This is a genomic window from Actinosynnema mirum DSM 43827 (assembly GCF_000023245.1).
GTDB lineage: Bacteria > Actinomycetota > Actinomycetes > Mycobacteriales > Pseudonocardiaceae > Actinosynnema > Actinosynnema mirum.
This window is the reverse complement of sequence record NC_013093.1, coordinates 932,711-950,232: the sequence shown is the minus strand read 5'-3', so window position 1 is coordinate 950,232 and position 17,522 is coordinate 932,711. Positions and strand designations below refer to the sequence as shown.

13 protein-coding genes are annotated in these 17,522 nt (G+C 76.1%); 8 read left to right on the top strand and 5 right to left on the bottom strand.

Annotated features, from left to right (window positions below; genetic code table 11):
- Nucleotides 1-109 precede the first annotated feature (109 nt).
- Nucleotides 110-985, bottom strand: a complete 876-nt coding sequence (locus AMIR_RS04315; RefSeq protein WP_012783485.1) for an alpha/beta fold hydrolase — start codon at nucleotides 983-985, stop codon at nucleotides 110-112.
- Nucleotides 986-1,075: 90 nt separating this feature from the next.
- Between AMIR_RS04315 and AMIR_RS04310 the strand changes: the two genes are divergently transcribed.
- Nucleotides 1,076-1,615, top strand: coding sequence for a CGNR zinc finger domain-containing protein (locus AMIR_RS04310; RefSeq protein WP_012783484.1), 540 nt, complete (start codon nucleotides 1,076-1,078; stop codon nucleotides 1,613-1,615).
- Nucleotides 1,616-1,888: 273 nt separating this feature from the next.
- The gene (locus AMIR_RS04305; protein ID WP_012783483.1) at nucleotides 1,889-2,161 is read left to right on the top strand and encodes an HU family DNA-binding protein; all 273 of its coding nucleotides are present in this window, start codon (nucleotides 1,889-1,891) and stop codon (nucleotides 2,159-2,161) included.
- 192 nt (nucleotides 2,162-2,353) lie between these two features.
- On the opposite strand, the gene AMIR_RS04300 is transcribed toward AMIR_RS04305, so the two are convergent.
- Nucleotides 2,354-3,991: a DUF2207 domain-containing protein gene (locus tag AMIR_RS04300; RefSeq protein ID WP_118948180.1), complete on the bottom strand. Its 1,638-nt coding sequence runs from the start codon at nucleotides 3,989-3,991 to the stop codon at nucleotides 2,354-2,356.
- A 369-nt stretch (nucleotides 3,992-4,360) separates the two neighbouring features.
- Between AMIR_RS04300 and AMIR_RS04295 the strand changes: the two genes are divergently transcribed.
- Entirely contained in the window at nucleotides 4,361-5,404 is a 1,044-nt protein-coding gene (locus tag AMIR_RS04295) for a neutral zinc metallopeptidase (protein ID WP_012783481.1), read from the top strand.
- 29 nt (nucleotides 5,405-5,433) lie between these two features.
- Nucleotides 5,434-6,342: a neutral zinc metallopeptidase gene (locus tag AMIR_RS04290; RefSeq protein ID WP_012783480.1), complete on the top strand. Its 909-nt coding sequence runs from the start codon at nucleotides 5,434-5,436 to the stop codon at nucleotides 6,340-6,342.
- A 78-nt stretch (nucleotides 6,343-6,420) separates the two neighbouring features.
- On the opposite strand, the gene AMIR_RS04285 is transcribed toward AMIR_RS04290, so the two are convergent.
- A complete protein-coding gene (locus AMIR_RS04285) occupies nucleotides 6,421-7,308 on the bottom strand; it encodes a LysR family transcriptional regulator (protein WP_049796736.1) in 888 nt (295 codons plus the stop codon).
- A 99-nt stretch (nucleotides 7,309-7,407) separates the two neighbouring features.
- Between AMIR_RS04285 and AMIR_RS04280 the strand changes: the two genes are divergently transcribed.
- A complete protein-coding gene (locus tag AMIR_RS04280) occupies nucleotides 7,408-8,151 on the top strand; it encodes an SDR family NAD(P)-dependent oxidoreductase (RefSeq protein ID WP_012783478.1) in 744 nt (247 codons plus the stop codon).
- An 85-nt stretch (nucleotides 8,152-8,236) separates the two neighbouring features.
- Nucleotides 8,237-8,605, top strand: a complete 369-nt coding sequence (locus tag AMIR_RS04275) for a tetratricopeptide repeat protein (protein ID WP_012783477.1) — start codon at nucleotides 8,237-8,239, stop codon at nucleotides 8,603-8,605.
- Between the two features lie 79 nt (nucleotides 8,606-8,684).
- On the opposite strand, the gene AMIR_RS04270 is transcribed toward AMIR_RS04275, so the two are convergent.
- Nucleotides 8,685-9,020, bottom strand: coding sequence for an MGMT family protein (locus tag AMIR_RS04270; RefSeq protein WP_012783476.1), 336 nt, complete (start codon nucleotides 9,018-9,020; stop codon nucleotides 8,685-8,687).
- Between the two features lie 132 nt (nucleotides 9,021-9,152).
- On the opposite strand from AMIR_RS04270, the gene AMIR_RS04265 reads away from it, so the two are divergent.
- Together AMIR_RS04265 and AMIR_RS41475 are read left to right on the top strand one after the other, a co-directional pair.
- Nucleotides 9,153-12,305 (top strand): ATP-dependent helicase, encoded by a 3,153-nt coding sequence (locus AMIR_RS04265; RefSeq protein WP_012783475.1) that lies wholly within the window; start codon nucleotides 9,153-9,155, stop codon nucleotides 12,303-12,305.
- 521 nt (nucleotides 12,306-12,826) lie between these two features.
- On the top strand, nucleotides 12,827-16,876 hold the full coding sequence (locus AMIR_RS41475) for a UvrD-helicase domain-containing protein (RefSeq protein ID WP_012783474.1): 4,050 nt from the start codon (nucleotides 12,827-12,829) through the stop codon (nucleotides 16,874-16,876).
- 21 nt (nucleotides 16,877-16,897) lie between these two features.
- On the opposite strand, the gene AMIR_RS04255 is transcribed toward AMIR_RS41475, so the two are convergent.
- On the bottom strand, nucleotides 16,898-17,443 hold the full coding sequence (locus AMIR_RS04255) for a hypothetical protein (RefSeq protein ID WP_012783473.1): 546 nt from the start codon (nucleotides 17,441-17,443) through the stop codon (nucleotides 16,898-16,900).
- Between the last annotated feature and the right edge of the window lie 79 nt (nucleotides 17,444-17,522).

Here is a 17,522-nt window from a genome sequence, read left to right as displayed (position 1 = left end):
GTTCGGGCGCGCCCCGGTCGGGAGCGCGCCGCGTTTCCGCCGAGGGAGGAAGCGGGGCGGGTGACGGCGTCGGCGGCGTCGCCCCGCACTCCCGCGGTCGGGCGTCCGGTCAGGCCGGGACGCGCTCGGCGAGGAAGCGCAGGACCAGGGGCGCGACCTCGGCGGCGGCGGTCTCCAGGAGGAAGTGGCCGCCGTCGAGCAGGTGGATCTCGGCGTCCGGCAGGTCGGTGGCGAACGCGCGGGCGCCCGCCGGTCCGAAGATCTCGTCGTGCTCGCCCCAGACGGCCAGCAGCGGGACCCGCGTCGCGCGGAACACCTCGTGCAGCCGGGGGTAGAGGGCGACGTTGGTGGCGTAGTCGGCGAACAGGGACAGCTGCGCCAGGTCGTTGCCGGGGCGGGAGACGAGGGCGTGGTCGCGCCGCCAGGTGGCGGGGTCGACCAGCTCCGGGTCCGGCGCGCCGGTGAGGTACTGCCAGCGGATGGCCTCCTCGGTGAGCGCGGCGCGCACGCCCGCCTCGGTCTCCGGGGTGCGCTCGCGCCAGTACTCGGCGACCGGGCCCCAGAACTCCGGGACCAGGCCCTCCTCGTAGGCGTTGCCGTTCTGGGTGATCACGGCGGTGATCGCGGCCGGGTCGCGCAGCAGCAGCCGCCAGCCGACGGGGGCGCCGTAGTCCTGCACGACGATCGCGTACCGGGTGAGGCCGAGCCGGGCGAGCAGGGCGGCGGTGAGGTCGGCGAGGGCGTCGAAGGTGTAGTCGAACTCGGTGACCGGCGGGGCGTCGGACAGGCCGAAGCCGAGGTGGTCGGGGGCGATCACGTGGTGGTCGGCGGCGAGAGCGGGGATCAGGTCGCGGTACATGGACGAGCTGGTCGGGAAGCCGTGCAGGAGCACGACGGCGGGCTTGACCGGGTCGCCGGCCTCCCGGTAGAAGAGCCGCCTCCCGTCGACGGTGGCGTAGCGGTGACGGACTCGGGTGTCGGTCATTTCTAACCCCCTAAAGCGGTTTTGGACGGTTAGAGCTAAGCGTGGGTAACCTCACCTGTCAAGAGGGCTTCGGGGGTTAGGAGGTCGGGCGTGGACGGGGTGGACGGGGAGGCGCTGCTGCTGTCGCTGCTCAACAGCACGCCGGTGGCCGCGGGGCGGCCGACCGACGAGCTGGGCGACGACGGGCGCGCGGGGCCGTGGTTCGCGGCCAACGGGGTGCCGGACGGGCCGGAGGACCGGCGTCGGGTGCGGCGGGCGCGCGACCTGCTCCAGGCCGTGGTGCGCGGCGACGAGCCGCCGGGCGCGCTCGGGCCGCTGCTGGACGGGGTGGTGTCGCGGGCGTCGGTCGACGACTCGGGGGTCACCTGGGCGGTCGACGCGGAGGGCGCGCGGGGCGCGGTCGTGGCGGCGGTGCTGGCCTGGGACGCGGTGCGGCGGGGGCGGCCGGGGCGGTTGCGGGCGTGCGCGAACGACGAGTGCGCGCGGTTCCTGCTGGATCGGAGCAAGTCCAACAACGCCCGGTGGTGCTCGATGGCGGCGTGCGGGAACAAGCTCAAGGCCCGGCGGCACTACCGGCGGGTGCGCGAGGGTGCGGGCGGGGGCGAGGGTGCGGGCGGGGGCGCGGACTAGGGGGCGGGCACGGGCTCGGGGGCGAGGGCGGGTGCGGGTGCGGGGGCGGGGGCGGGGGCGGGTGCGGGAGCGGGGGCGGGTGCGGGAGCGGGTGCGGGCACGGCCGGGTGAGCGTGACGGAATGAATTCGGCGGAACCGGACACACCGGGTGCGCTCGGCTCCTCATTCCGGTGGATCTGCCGGAGCGGGGTGTGTCGGTGCTGCGGGTTCGGCGCGGGGCTGGTGGGCTGCGGGGCGCGGCACGACCGAGACCGCGGAACAGGAGCAGGACCGTGAACAAGGCCGAACTGGTCAGTGCGATCGCCGAGGGCGCCGACGTCGAGAAGGCGGTGGCGACCCGCGCGCTCGACGCGGTGCTCGACTCGATCACCAAGGCGCTGGCGCAGGGCGACGACGTGGTGCTGACGGGCTTCGGCTCCTTCACCGTCAAGGAGCGCGCCGCCCGGACCGGCCGGAACCCGCAGACCGGCGAGGCCATCGAGATCGCCGCGAGCAAGGCGGTGGGCTTCAAGGTGGGCAAGGCCCTCAAGGACGCCGTCAACTGACGCGCAGGGCGGCCCGCCGGGACCACCGGCGGGTCCCCGCCCCCTCGCGCCGCGCCGGCGTGGCGCGAGCACCGGCCCGGCAATCGCGGGCCCGGCGAGCCGCCTCCCCGGCGAACGTCAGCCCGGCGAGCGCCCGCCCAGCGAGCACCCGCCCAGCGAGCACCCGCCCAGCGAGCACCCGCCCGGCGAACCTCAGCCCAGCGAGCGCAGGTGCCCGGCCTGGGCCAGCACCCCGTCCAGCGCCCGCAGGAAGCCGGGGAAGCGCTGCGCGAACCGGGTCAGGTCGCCGGTCCGGCGCTCCTCGCCGAACCAGTGCAGCTCGGTCCGCGTCCCGGCGAACGCCGCCAGCCACCGCTCGGTCTCGCCGAGCACCACGGCGTAGGGCAGCGACCGGGAGAACACCACCTGCCGGTCGGCCTCCGGCACGTCGGACGGCCCCGCCGCGTGCAGGTAGCCCCGCAGCCCCCTGACCTGCGCGAGCAGCGCGCTGCCCCGGCTGGTCCGCGCGGGCATCCAGCGCGAGCCCCAGGCCAGCGCGCCCCCGGCGACCACCACGACCAGCCCGAGCAGCGCGGGCCCGCCGAGCAGCGCGAACACGGCGGTCAGCGCCGCGCCGAGCACCGCCAGCCCGACGCCCGCCCACCACCACAGGGTGCGCTCGGCGTCGGGCCGCCGGGCGAACCAGTCGCGGGCGACCACGTCGGCGTACAGCTCGGAGCGCACCGCCGCCAGGTCCACGCCGCGCGAGCGCAGCTCGGACAGCAGCACCGCGTCCACCCCGTCCGGCAGCAGCGCCCGGTACACCTCGCGCTCGTAGCCGGACAGCGCGGCGTCGGCCGGGTTGCGGCGCACGACGCGCCAGTCGACGTCGCCGACCTCCTCGATCCACAGGTAGTTGCGCACCGCCAGGTCGACGGCGGTGGCGGTGACGTCGACCACGTCCACGTGCTCGTCCACGACCGTGCCGACCTGGCCGGGCAGCACGCCGTCCGGCGAGGCGAACGCCACCCGCCCCTGCGCGTCGGCGACCAGCACCTCCACCGGGCCGACCGCGCCCTCCAGCGCCCGCGCGTCCCGGCCGCGCAGCACCCACAGCAGGGTGGCGCCGCCCGCGAGCAGCAGGGACAGCACGACCAGCCCGGTGATCGAGGACGGGGTGAGCGCGAACGCGGCGGCCAGCCCGCCGCTCGCGGCGAAGACGGCGTTGGGCGGGGCGACCCCGCCCTCCAGCCCGAACGTGAGGTCGATCCGCTCGCCGGGGGCGAGGGTCAGCTCGGTGGCGCGGGAGCCCCGGCCGTCGCCCAGCTCGGCGCCGGTGCACGGGGCGGAGCTCTCCGGCGGGCCGGACAGGCAGGTGATGGAGCGGGGCGGCTCGGGGGCGATCACCGACAGGGCGACCTTGTCGATCGGCACGTCCCAGCCGCTGACCGGGCGCCAGCGCACCTCCAGCACGTCGCCGGACTCGGCGACCGCGCCCAGGACGCGGTAGGTGACCGTCGAGGCGCCCGCCCGGAGCGTGTACCGGAGCTCGTCCTCGGTGGCCTCCGCGGTGCCCGGCCCGTCCACCGCGACGTCGGTGACCTGGAACAGCCGGTCCCGGTCACCCCCCATCGCCACCCGCAGCGGGAGCACGCGCTGGGCTGTCATCCCATCGGGTACGGTGACGACGTCGGTGACGCTGAGTGCCCCATCACGTTCCAGCTTGAGGCGCACTTCGGACGCCACCGAACCGGGCAGCGCGCCGGTGCTGCCCGGTTGCGCCACCGCCGCGCCCGCGGCCGAGCACAGCGCGACGAAGCAGAGCGCGACCGCTGCCCAATTTCTCAACACGGCCGCGGACAATAGCGGACCCCGCCTATGCTCCATGGCCGGTTCGGCTATCCGTGACATGGGGGATCACCAGCTATGACGCAACCGCCGCCACCGAACGGGTGGCCGCCGCCGCGCCCCGTCGCGCCCCCTCCGGCGCAGGCGCCGCTGCCCCCCTCGGGCGGCTGGGGCGGCGCACGGGGCGGGGCGCACGGCGCTCCCCCGGCTGGTCACGGGCAGCCCCAGGGTCCTCCCCCTCAGCAGCCGCAGCAACCGCCGCAGCAGCCGTGGCCCGGCTACCAGGGGCCCCCGCCGCCCTCGGCGCGGCCGATCCCGCCCCCCGCCGCCTGGCATCCCCCGGCCGGGCCGCCCCGATCGGGGCAACCCCCGGTGGGGAATCCGTGGCAGGCCCAGCAGCAGCCGTGGCCGCAGTACCACCCCTACCCGCCGCCCCGGCGCAAGAGCAACGCGGGCGTGATCGCGTTCGCGGTGATCAGCGGTGTGCTGGTGCTCGGGGTCGGGCTGGTCGGCGCGGTCGCCTCGGCGATCGGCGGCGCGGGGAGCAGCACCTACTCCGGGCAGTCCACGTTCAGCTACACCCCGCTGCCGAGCTACACGTTCACCCAGCGGAGCCCCGCCCCCACCACCACGACGACCGCCCCGACCGGGCCGCCGACCACGACCAGGCCGCCGTCGACGAACAACCAGACCGCGCCGAAGGCGGTGTTCAAGCTCGGCGACCACCCGCTGCACCGCGGCGACGTGGGCGCGTTCGACATCCAGGGCTGCCCGCTGCCGGGCATGGACTACTCGCCCGCCGGCCAGGAGCGGTTCCTGCGGGCGGCGCTGCCGTGCATCGAGGCGGCCTGGAAGCCGACGTTCCAGCGGACGAACCTGCCGTACCAGCCGGTGGAGCTGGCGGTCGTGACGTCCCGGATGACGAACTCCTGCGGCACCGTCGAGCCGGGCGCGACCGCCCGCTACTGCAACGGCACGATCTTCTGGACGCCCGCCTACTACTCGGCCGAGCAGGGCCCGGCGAACGCGAACCACCCCGGCAAGTACCTGGGGCAGCTCGCGCACGAGTACGGGCACCACGTGCAGTGGCTCGCGGGCATCCTCAAGGCCGCCGGGCAGGCGCAGTACGACCGGGGCGGCTGGGACACCCCGGCCGGGCTGGACCTGAACCGCAGGCTGGAGCTCCAGGCGACCTGCTTCGGCGGGATGACGCTGGCCCCGTTCTCGCACGGCGCGATCCCCACCGACGTGATCCAGCACGCGCTGACCGACGCGAGCAACCGGGGGGACAACCCGAACCTGAACCGCGACCACGGTTCAACCCAGAGCAACTCGAGCTGGGTGAACCATGGGTTCAAGAACAACAGCACCGGCGCGTGCAACACTTGGACGGCCGACGCGAACGCCGTCAGCTAGCCCATGGCGCTACCCCTATCGGGAGGATCGTGGACACGCCCGAGCGGCGGGGCGGCAACCCCTTGGCAGTGGTCTCGGTGTTCGCGGTGGTCGTCGCGGGCGTCCTGGGCCTGGCGGTGGTCCCCCGGCTGGGGCTGACCAGGCCGGTGGAGGGGCGCGCGGTGGCCGCCGCCCCGATCGAGGCCGATCCGGCGTCGGGCGAGCCCGAGGGGAACCGGCCCCGGTCGGTCTACCGGCTGGGCGACCACCCGCTGCTGACCTCGGACCGCAGGCTCGGGCAGGTGACCTGCGAGCTCCCCGCGTTCGGGACCGGCGACGAGCAGTTGGCCGCGTTCTACCGGGAGGGCGTGGTGTGCCTGGACCGGGCCTGGGAGCCGGTGCTCGCGGAGGCCGGGCTGCCGTTCGCCACGCCCGAGCTGAACACCGGGCCGGAGCTGGAGGACGGGCCCTGCGGGGCCGCGCCCTCGGCGGACGAGGCCGTCGCCTACTACTGCGGGAGCAACCGGACGGTGTACATGCCGACCGCGCGCCTGCGGGCCCCCGGCGGGGGCGAGGACCGGGCGTCCTCGCACCTGGCGACGTTGGCGCACGAGTACGGGCACCACGTGCAGGCGCTGGCCGGGATGCTGCGGGCCGGGAACCGGCGGATCGCCGAGGCGGGCGAGACCGACCCGGCCGGGCTGGAGATGTCCCGGCGGCTGGAGCTCCAGGCCAACTGCTTCGCGGGCATGTTCCTGGCCTCGGCCTCCGGGCGCGGGTCGGTCGACCGGGTGATGGCCGAGGAGGCCGTGGCGGACTTCCGGTACGCGGTCGTCGAGCCGCCCGAGCGCAACGGCCACGGCAGCCCGGCCAACCAGGACACCTGGGCCCGCGCCGGCTTCGGCGGCGGGACCTCGGCCTGCAACACGTTCACGGCGGACGCCGGGGCGGTCGGCTGAGACCGGGGCACGGGGACCGGGGCACGGGGACCGGGGCACGAGGGCTGGTCACCAGGGGCCCGGTCACCGGGGACCGGGTCAGGAGGCCCGCCGGTCCAGGGACTCGAGCCGGGGCCCCGCGCCGTAGTCCAGCTCCGTCGCCACCCGCACCAGGTCCGCCACCGCCCGCGAGCGGCTGTGCGGCGGCCAGGCGATCACCGTGGTGACCTTCGGGGCGTCCGGCACCGGCACGGCCACCAGGTCCGAGCCGAGGCTGCTGCGGCAGGTCTCCGGCAGGATCGCCGCCGCGCGCCCCAGCGCGATGAGCTGGAGCAGCTGCAGGTGGTCGCGCACCGCGGGTCCAGGACCGTCCGGGTAGCTGCCGTCGCGGTTGGGCCACCTGGGCAGCGGCAGGTCCGGCAGGGACTCCACCTCCGCCGTCGTCAGCTCCGCGCGCGCCGCCAGGGGGTGGTGGCCGGGCAGGACCACGACCTGGTCGTGCGTCACCAGCTCCTCGGTGTCCAGGCCGACCGTGGAGTCGAACGGCAGGTGCAGCAGGGCCACGTCCGCCCGGCCGTCGCGCAGGTACCACTCCTGCTCGCCGATGCCCGACAGCACCACGTCCACCGCCACCGAGCCCGGCACGCGGCCGTACGCGGCCAGCAGGTCCGGCAGGACGTCGTTCGACGCGCCCGCCTTCGACACCAGCACCACCTTCGGGTCCTCGACCCCGGCCCGCCGCGTGCGCCGCTCCGCCGCCGCCACCGCGTCCAGCGCGGCCCTGCCCTCGGCGAGCAGCACCGCGCCCGCGCCGGTCAGGAGGACGCCCCTCGGGGTGCGCTCCAGGAGCTGGGCGCCGAGCCTGCGCTCCAGCTGCTGGACCGCCCGCGACAGCGGCGGCTGCGCGATGCCCAACCTGGCCGCCGCGCGGCCGAAGTGCAGCTCCTCGGCGACCGCGACGAAGTACCTCAGCTCCCTGGTCTCCACCCCCGCCAGGGTAGTCACCTGCGGCGATACCCGGCCAGTATCGCCGGTTACCGACACGGTGTTGGCGGCGGCGGCGGGGTCGGCAGCAGGGTTGGGGACATGAGTGAGAAGCCAGTCGCGCTGGTCACCGGCGCCAACAAGGGGATCGGCTACGAGATCGCGGCGGGGCTGGGCGCCCTCGGGTGGGCCGTCGGGGTCGGGGCGCGGGACGACGCCCGGCGGGAGGAGGCCGTCGCCAAGCTCCGGGCCGCCGGGGTGGACGCGTTCGGGGTGCCGCTGGACGTCACCGCCGACGACACGGCCGCGGACTCCGCGACGGCCGCCGCCGCGCTGGTCGAGCGGGAGCGCGGGCGGCTCGACTCGCTGGTCAACAACGCGGGCATCACCGGCGGGATGCCGCAGGAGCCCACGCTGATCGACCCGGACACCATCCGGACCGTCGTGGAGACCAACGTCATCGGCGTCCTGCGGGTCACCAACGCGTTCCTGCCGCTGCTGCGCCGCTCCGCCTCGCCGCGGATCGTCAACGTCTCCAGCTCCGTCGGGTCGCTGACCTACCAGTCGAGCACGCAGGCCGACACCAAGGTCGGGCCGATCGCCGCCGCCTACTCCCCGTCCAAGTCGTTCCTCAACGCGATCACCCTCCAGTACGCCAGGGAGCTGGCGGGCACGAACGTGCTGATCAACTCCTGCTGCCCCGGCTACGTCGCCACCGACCTCAACGGGTTCCGGGGCCACCGCACGCCCGAGCAGGGCGCCGCCGCCGCGATCCGGCTCGCCACGCTGGCCGACGGCGGGCCCACCGGGAAGTTCTTCGACGACGAGGGCGAGGTGCCCTGGTGAGCCCGTCCCACTGGTTGGAATAGATCGTTCCGGCAGCGGGTTGTGGCGGATGTCGGAACCGCGCCAGCAGACAAGGGGAGCTGCCATGACCGACGTCCAAGCCCTGCTCCGCCAAGGCCGGATCTTCCGGGGCGCGGGGAACCCGAGCACCGCCGCCAGGCACCTCGCGCAGGCGGCCGAGCTGGTCCCCGACGACCGGACCGTGCTGACCGAGCTGGCGCTCGCGCACTTCCAGTCCGCCGCGCTGCCGCGCGCCGAGGAGGTGCTGCTGCGCCTGGTCGAGCTGGACCCGTCCGACGGGTACGCCCGGCTGCTGCTCGGCCGCACGCTCAGCAGGCGGGGCAGGCACGCCGAGGCGCTGCCGCAGCTGAAGCTGGCCGCCGCGCTGACCGGCGACCCCGAGGTCGCCGCCGAGGTCGGGCGCGTCCAGGAGCGGCTCGCCCCGCAGGTGTGAGACGGGCGCGGGGCGGTGGGACCCCCACCGCCCCGCGTCAGCGCGTCCCGGTCAGCGCGTCCCCGTCAGCGCGTCCTAATCACCACAGGCCGCCCTGGGGTTCGGGCTCCGGCTCCGGCTCGTCCACGGCGTCCTCCCACCGGTAGGTCCGCAGGTTCACCTTCCCCGCGCCGTCCACCACGCCCTCCGAGCGCAGCCGCTGCAGCTGCTCCTCGGCGATGTGCGGCGCGCAGGTCCCGTCCGCCTTGAGCACCCGGTGCCACGGCAGGTCGTGCCCGTCCTGGTTGAGCACCTGCCCGACCAGCCGGGCGGACGGCGCGCGGGACAGCTTGGCCACGTCCCCGTAGGTGGCGACCCGGCCCTCCGGGATCGCGCGCACCGTCTCGCGGATCAGCTCGTGCAGCTCTTCGTCCACCCGCGCAGTTTTCCACGGCCGCCGCGCACCGCGATCCACCCGAGCCGCCGTGTCGCCCGGAGTCCCGCCCGGGTTGGCCCGCGCGCACCAGCGGCGCTGGTTCTGTCGGTGCAACGTGGTTCTATCGTCGTCGTGGCTCCCAACAGGACCCCTCTCCTGGTCCGAGGCCCTTCGGACCCCCGGCCCGTCCCCACCTGGGACGCGGCCTCCCGCCGCGTGCTGGAGCACCCCGGCGGGCCGCTGCGCGTGCTGGGCGGTCCCGGCACGGGCAAGACGACGCTGATCGCCGAGACCGCCGCCCGCAGGGTGCACGCGGGGGCGGCTCCGGAGAGCGTGCTGGTGCTGACCGCGAACCGGCGGGCCGCCGAGTCCCTGCGCGCCCACCTGACCGCGCTGATCCGCCGCACCCCGGACGGCGAGCTGCTGCCCGTGGTGCGCGAGCCGCTGGTGCGCACCGTGCACTCGTACGCGTTCGCGGTGCTGCGGGCCCGCGCGGTGCGGGACGGGGAGCCGCCGCCCCGGCTGCTGGCCGGGCCCGAGCAGGACGCCGTGGTGCGCGAGCTGATCACCGGCGACGTGGAGGCGGGCGCGCGGGACTGGCCGGAGCGGCTGCGGCCCGCGCTGGCCCTGCCGGGGTTCGCCGGGGAGCTGCGGGACCTGCTGCTGCGCGCGGTCGAGCGCGGGCTGGCCCCCGAGGACCTGGTGGCGCTGGGCGAGGGGCACGGGCGCGACGAGTGGGTGGCGGCCGGGCTGTTCGGCGAGCAGTACGAGCAGGTGTCGCTGCTGGCCTCGCAGGGCCTCGCGCCCGCCTACGACGCGGCCGAGCTGGTGGACAACGCGCTGCTGGCGTTCGAGAACGACGAGGAGCTGCTGTCCGGCGAGCGGGCGCGCGTGCGGCACGTGTACGTGGACGACGCCCAGCACCTGGACCCGCTGCAGCACGCCCTGATCCGCGCGGTCGGGTCGGCGGCGGACGAGTTCCTGCTGTTCGGCGACCCGGACCAGGCGGTGTTCTCGTTCCGGGGGGCCGATCCGAGGCTGCTCGTGGACGGCGACAGCCCGCAGGTCGTGCTCTCCCGCAGCCACCGGCTGCCGTCGGCGGTGCGCGCCGCCACCGCCGGGCTCGCCTCGCGGCTGCCGGGCGCCTCGCCCGCGCGCGAGGTCTCCCCGGTCGGCGAGGGCGGCACGACGCAGGTGCGGCTGTTCGCGTCCGAGGCGCAGGAGGCGTCCTGGGTGGCCGACCGGTTGCGCCGCGCGCACCTGGTCGACGGGGTGCCGTGGTCGCGGATGGCGGTGGTGGTGCGGTCGGCGACCAGGTCGCTGCCGGTGATCCAGCGCGCCCTGCTCGCGGCGGGCGTCCCGGTGGCGGTGCCGGGCACGGACCTGCCGCTGGCCCGCCAGCCCGCCGTGACGCCGCTGCTGGCGCTGCTGCGCTGCGCGGCCGTGCCGGGGTCGCTGGACGAGGACACGGCCGCGATGCTGCTGTCCTCCCCGCTCGGCGGGGCCGACCCGCTGGCGCTGCGCCGGTTGCGGCGGGGCCTGCGCAGGCTGGAGATCGCGGCGGGCCGGGACCGGCCGAGCGGCGAGCTGCTCGTGGAGGTGATCGAGGACCGGGACCGGCTGGCCGCGCTGGAGGACGCCGAGTCCGCGCCCGCCCGGCGCGTGGCCCGGCTGCTGCGCACCGCCCGCGACAGCATCAGGCGCGGGTCCAGCGTCGAGGTCGTGCTGTGGGACCTGTGGCAGGACACGGGGCTGCAGGACCGGTGGGTGGCGATGTCCTCGCGGCACGGCACCACCGGGATGCAGGCCGACCGGGACCTGGACGCGGTCGTGGCGTTGTTCGAGACCGCCGCCAAGTACGTGGACCGGCTGCCGGGCGCGTCGCCGGACGGGTTCGCCGACTACCTGGAGGCGCAGCACATCGTCGGCGACACGCTGGCCGCCGCGGCGCCCGTCGGCGAGGCCGTGGCGGTGCTGACCGCGCACGCGTCGGCCGGGCAGGAGTGGGAGGTCGTGGCGGTGCCGGGCGTGCAGGAGGGCACGTGGCCGGACCTGCGGCTGCGCGGGTCGCTGCTGGGCGTGGAGCGGTTGGTGGACCTGGTGTCCGGGGTCGGCGCGGGCGCGTCGGCCGTGGCGCCGCTGCTGGCCGAGGAGCGCAGGCTGCTGCTCGTGGCGACCAGCCGGGCGCGGCGGGTGCTGCTGGTGAGCGCGGTGCGCGGCGAGGACGCCCAGCCGTCCCGGTTCCTGGACGAGCTGGAGGACGCGGGCGAGGGCGAGACCGAGCGGCGGATCACCCCGCCGGAGCGGGGGCTGGTGCTGGCCGAGCTGGTCGGCGAGCTGCGGCGGGTGGTGTGCGATCCGGGCGAGAGCGAGGACCGCAGGGACCGGGCGGCGACCCAGCTGGCCAGGTTGGCGGCCGACGGGGTGCCGGGGGCGCACCCGGACACCTGGTACGGGTTGGCGCCGGTGACCACCGACGTGCCGCTGTGGACCGAGGAGCACACCGTGTCGGTGTCGCCGTCCACGGTGGAGACGCTGTCGAAGTGCCCGGTGCGGTGGGTGGTCGAGCGGCACGGCGGGCAGGACCCGGCGGAGCTGGCGTCGATCACCGGCACGCTCGTGCACGCGCTGGCGCAGGCCGCCGCGTCGGGGGCGGGCGAGGCGGAGCTGAAGGAGAAGCTGGACGAGGCGTGGACGGCGGTGGACGCGGGGGCGCCGTGGTTCTCGCGGCGCGAGCGGATGCGGGTGGAGCGGATGCTCGACGCGTTCCTGGCGTGGCTGTCGGCCAGCCGGGGGCAGCTGACGCAGGTGTCGGTGGAGGAGGAGATCTCCGTCGACCTGCCGAAGGTGGAGGGCGGGCCTCGGCTGAAGGTGCGCGGCCGGGTGGACCGCCTGGAGACCGACCGCGACGGCAGGCCGGTGGTGGTGGACATCAAGACGGCGAAGACGCCGGTCAGCAGGAAGGACGCGCAGGAGCACCCGCAGCTGGCGGTGTACCAGCTGGCGTCGGCGCTGGGCGGTTTCACGCACCTGGGCCTGGCGACCGATCCGGGAGGCGCGGCGCTGCTGTACGTGGCGAAGGAGAACAAGAAGACCGGCGCCGCCCAGCTGGAGCAGACGCCGCTGGACGAGCAGGGGGTGCGGGTCTGGTTGGAGCGGGTGCAGGAGGCGGCGGGGTCGAGCGTGGGGCCGGGGTACCGCGCGGAGGAGAACCCGGACTGCGACCGCTGCCCGGCCCGCACCTCGTGCCCGGTGCACGCGTCCGGGCGGCAGTTGGGGAAGTGAGCGGGGTGGGGTGGGGGTGAGGGGGTAGGCGGGACCAGGCGGGCGAGGGGGGCGGATGAGCGGGGAACGGACGGCCTGCGGGCGGGGTCGGCCGCTGGACGCGCGCGGCCCGGCGCTGCCCGCCTGCCCGGCGAACGCGGGCGGCCCGGCGCCGCCCACCCTCCTGGCGGGCACGAGCGACCCGGCGCTGCCCGGTTCCCGCATCCGCCCGAGCACCCGTTGCGCCCGCACCAGCCGGCCGCGCGTCCACCCCCACCTCCCGCGTCCCCACCTCCCACGTCCCCACCTCCCGCGTCCCCGCCCCGCGACGCGCCCGGCCCCGCAGGTGTGCCGACCGGGCGCGTCGGGTACCGCCCCCACCGTGCCCTGGGGGTTCTCGAGGCGTTGCACAGGCGCGACTTGCCTGGTGGGTGCGGTTGGCGCGCGCGAGCGCCGGTTGGCGGATTGGGAGCGTTCTGTGGTTGTGGTGAGGGCCATTGTGTGACCGGGAGCCGGTTCGCACCGCTGCGCGGTGCGGGACAATGCCCCACGTGGTTGCGGCGGGTGGTGTCCAGCGGGGTGGTGCGGTTCCGCACGCGTCGCCCGCCGACATCGCCGACGCCCTCGGGCTGCACCCGCCGACGCCCGAGCAGGCCGCCGTCATCGCCTCGCCCGCCGCCCCCGCGCTGGTCGTGGCGGGCGCGGGCGCGGGCAAGACCGAGACCATGGCCGCGCGCGTCGTCTACCTGGTCGCGAACGGCGTCGTCACGCCCGACCGGGTCCTCGGCCTCACGTTCACCCGCAAGGCCGCCCGGCAGCTCGGCGAGCGGGTGCGCGGTCGGCTGCGCCGCCTGGCCGGGTCGCCGCTGCTGGACGAGCTGGACCCGTCCGGCCGCCGCCGCGCCGCCGTGCTCACCACCGAGCCGGTCGTGCTCACCTACCACGCCTACGCGGGCCGCCTGGTCGGCGAGCACGGGCTGCGGCTGCCCGTGGAGCCCGGCGTGCGGCTGCTCACCGAGACCGCGGCGTGGCAGCTCGCGCACCGCGTGGTGTCGGCGTGGACCCAGGACCTCGACACCGACAAGATCCCCACCACGATCACCTCCTACCTGCTCTCCCTCGCCGGCGAGCTGGGCGAGCACCTGGTCGAGCCCGAGCAGCTCCTCGCGCACGCCGAGCACCTGTGCGCGCTGATCGAGCACGCCCCCAAGGCCCCCAGGCAGAAGGACGCCCTGCCGGAGAAGCTCCAGGAGATCGTGGACGCCCAGCGCCTGCGCGTCGCCCTGCTGCCGCTGCTCGACGCCTACCGGGCCCGCAAGCGCCGCGACGCCGTCCTGGACTTCGCCGACCAGATGAGCCTCGCCGCCCGCCTGGCCACCGGGCACCCGGAGGTCGTCGAGGGCGAGCGCGAGCGCTACGGCGCCGTGCTGCTCGACGAGTACCAGGACACCGGCCACGCCCAGCGCGTGCTGCTGCGCGCCCTGTTCGGCGACGGGGACCCGATGCCGGTCACCTCGGTCGGCGACCCCGCCCAGGCCATCTACGGCTGGCGCGGCGCGAGCGCGGCCAACCTGCCCCGGTTCCGCGAGGACTTCCCGCCCGCCGACAAGTACGAGCTGCTCACCAGCTTCCGCAACCCGCCCGAGGTGCTGCACCTGGCGAACGCCGTGTCCGGTCCGCTGCGCGCGGCGGGCCTGGACGTCGCGCCGCTGCGGCACCGCGAGGGCGTCGAGCCGGGCGACGTGCGGATCGGCCTGTTCCCCGACGTGCGCGCCGAGCTGGAGTGGCTGGCGGACACCGTCGCCGAGCAGTGGCGCGCCCACGTGGACACCAGCGACGAGCCGCCGACCGCGGCCGTGCTGGTGCGCCGCCGCTCCGACATGCCCGCGATCGCCGCCGTGCTGCGCGACCGGGGGCTGCCGGTGGAGGTCGTCGGCCTCGGCGGGCTGCTGGACGAGCCGGAGGTGCGCGACCTGACCAGCGCCCTGCGCGTCCTGGTCGACCCGCTCGCGGGCACCGCCGCCACCCGGCTGCTCACCGGTTCCCGCTGGCGGATCGCCGCCTTCGACCTGGCCGCGATGTGGCAGCGCGCCCGCGACCTGGCGGGGGCGCCCGCGCGCAAGTCCCCCGACGAGGACCCGCTGTCCGTGCTGGCCGACGCGCTGCCCGGCGAGCACTCCGAGCAGGCCGGGCTCGCGGACGCGCTCGACGACCCCGGCGACCCGTCCGCCTACTCGGCCGAGGGCTACCGGCGCATCCGGCGGCTGGGCGCGGAGCTGGCCGCGCTGCGCAGGCGGTTGACCCAGCCGCTGCCGGAGCTGGTCGCCGACGTCGAGCGGACCCTGCTGCTGGACATCGAGGCGGTCGCCCGGCCGGGCGGGGTGGGGCGGGCGCACCTGGACGCGTTCGCGGACGTGGTGTCGGACTTCGCGGCGGCCAGCCCGGCGGCGACCCTGCCCGCGCTGCTGGACTACCTGCGCACCGCCGAGCACGCCGAGGACGGCCTGGCGCCCGGCGAGGTCGAGGTGGTGGACAACCGGGTGCAGCTGGTGACGATGCACTCGGCCAAGGGCCTGGAGTGGCGGATCGTCGCCGTGCCGCACGTGGTGAAGGACGTCTTCCCCGGACGGCGGAAGTCGGCGTCGTGGCTGAAGTCGGTGACCGAGCTGCCCGCCGCGCTGCGCGGCGACGCCCAGGACCTGCCGGAGCTGCGGGTGCCGGGCGGGGCGAACCGCAAGGAGGTCGAGGAGGCGCTCGACCGGCACGCGGACGAGTTCGAGGAGCGGCGGCTGGTCGAGGAGCGGCGGCTGCTGTACGTGGCGCTGACCAGGTCCGAGCACAGCCTGCTGGTGTCGGGCCACTGGTGGGGCGAGACGGGCGCGACCCCGAAGGGCCCGTCGGCGTTCCTGACCGAGCTGCGCGAGGTCGTGACGACCGCCGAGCACCCGCCCGCCGACGTGGCCCACTGGGCGCCCGCGCCGGGGCCGGAGGACGAGAACCCCCTCGCGGCGAAGGCGAAGACGGCCCAGTGGCCCGCCGACCCGCTGGGCTCGCGCCGCGACGCGGTGTCCGCGGGGGCGGCCATGGTCGTCGCCGCGCTGGACCGGCTGCGCGAGGCCGCGGAGCACGAACCGCCCGGCGAGCCCGACGAGCCCGACGAGCCCGCCGTGACCGCCGCCGAGGCCGGGACGGCCGACGCGGGCGAGGAGTGGGTGCCCCCGGACGACGAGTGGCTGCCCTCGGACGAGGAGGAGCCCCCACCACCACCGGAGGGACCGGACGGCGACTGGGCGGAGTGGACGACCCCCGACGAGCCCTGGGACGACGGCACGCCCCCGGACGCCTCGGAGGCGGCGGCAACCGCCCCCGAGCACGGGCCCGAGGTCGAACTCCGGTCAAGCGCACCCGCCGCCGATCCCACATCCGAGTCCGGGCCTGAAGCCGGACTCGAATCCGAATCCGAGCCCGAGCCCGAGCCCGAGCCCGAGCCCGAGCAAGGATCGGCGCCCACGCACGGGTCCGAGCCGGGGACCGGCCCTGAGACCGTGATCGACTCCGAGTCCGCGCCCCATCCGGGCGCCGGGGCGGTGTCGGCCGCCCGGCTGAGCGCGGGCGGCGGGGTCTCCGCCACGCTGCCCGACACCGACACCGACACCGACACCGCCATCGACGCCGCCCTCGCCGCTACCCCTCTGGGGTTCGCTCCCGAGGGTGATTCGGTGTCCCCCGAAGGGGCGGATCTCCCCGAGGGGTCCCCCGCCGCCGATCCCATCCCCGCCGCACCCGTCGTTCCCGCCGCCGACCTCGTCCCCGCCGACCCCGTCCCCGCCGAACCCGTCCTCCCCACCGACCCCGAGATCGTCCTCCCCACCGATCCCGAGATCAGCGACCCCGACGCCGCCGATCCCGAGGGCTGGGCGCGGGACGTCGACGTGCTGCTCGCCGAGCGGGCCGCCGCCATGGACCGCCGCGAGCGCGTCCTGCTGCCCGAGCACCTGTCGGTCAGCCAGCTCGTCGAGCTGGCCACCGACCCCGACCAGCTGGCCCGCCGCCTGCGCCGCCCGCTGCCGTTCCCGCCGAACCCGCTGGCCCGTCGTGGCACCGCGTTCCACACCTGGCTGGAGCGGCGGTTCGGGGCGGTTCGGCTGCTGGAGCTGGACGAGCTGCCCGGCGCCGCCGACGAGGACGCCGTGCCGGACGGGGAGCTGGGGCGGCTGCAGGAGGCGTTCCTCGCCAGCGCCTGGGCCGACCGCACGCCGCACGCCGTCGAGGTGCCCTTCGAGGCCGAGGTGGACGGGCTCGCGGTGCGCGGGCGGATGGACGCCGTGTTCGCCGACCCGGACGGCGGGTGGACCGTCGTGGACTGGAAGACCGGCCGGGTGCCCGAGGCCGACCGGGTTCCGTCGCTGTCCGTGCAGCTCGCGGCGTACCGGCTGGCCTGGGCGTCGCTGTCGGGCAGCCCGGTGGAGCTGGTCAGGGCCGCCTTCCACTACGTCCGCGACGACCGCACGCTCCGCCCCGCCGACCTGCTCGACGCCGAGGGTCTGCGCGCCCTCATCCGGACGGTGCCCGATCTCCGCCCGAAGGAGTGAACCGGGCACCGCAGCCCACGGTCAGGAGCTGACCCGAGCGTGGTCGGGGACCTCCTTGAGCACCCGTTCGTACAGCACTTCCAGCAGCCACCGCCCGAACAGCGACGGCCCGAACTCCGCCGACCTGTCCTCCGGCGGCACGACCAGCTCGGCCGGGGCGCCCTCGTCCTCCTCGTCGACCGCGACCACCCCGATCCCGTAGTAGTCCAGCTCGATCAGCGGCCACGCCTCGTCGCGCTGCGCGGTGGGCAGCACGACCGCGCAGGGCGCGAGTGTCATCAGCGTCCCGCAGGCCTGGAGCGCCTGGTCGGCGCTGCACTCCCCGACGAGCACGCCGACCAGCTCGACGGCGGAGACGGGGAGGCGGTCGTGCGCGGAGGGCTCGAACCAGGAGCGGAACCAGGACGGGTCGGCGTGCGGCGGCCAGTCGTTCGCGCTCCGCCACCGGTGCACGTCGGCGCGGAGCCGCACGACGGCTGACACCCGCTGGCCGAGTACGGCGACGTCCGGGACCACGATCCCGCGCCACCCGAGTGCCGTGGCGGCACGGTGCAGTAGCGGTTGCACTAGTGCATCCTAGGTCTAGTCGCGATGTGAGCGGCAGGAGCAACAGCCGGCCCGGTCGCCGAGCGGTCGCCTGGCGCGG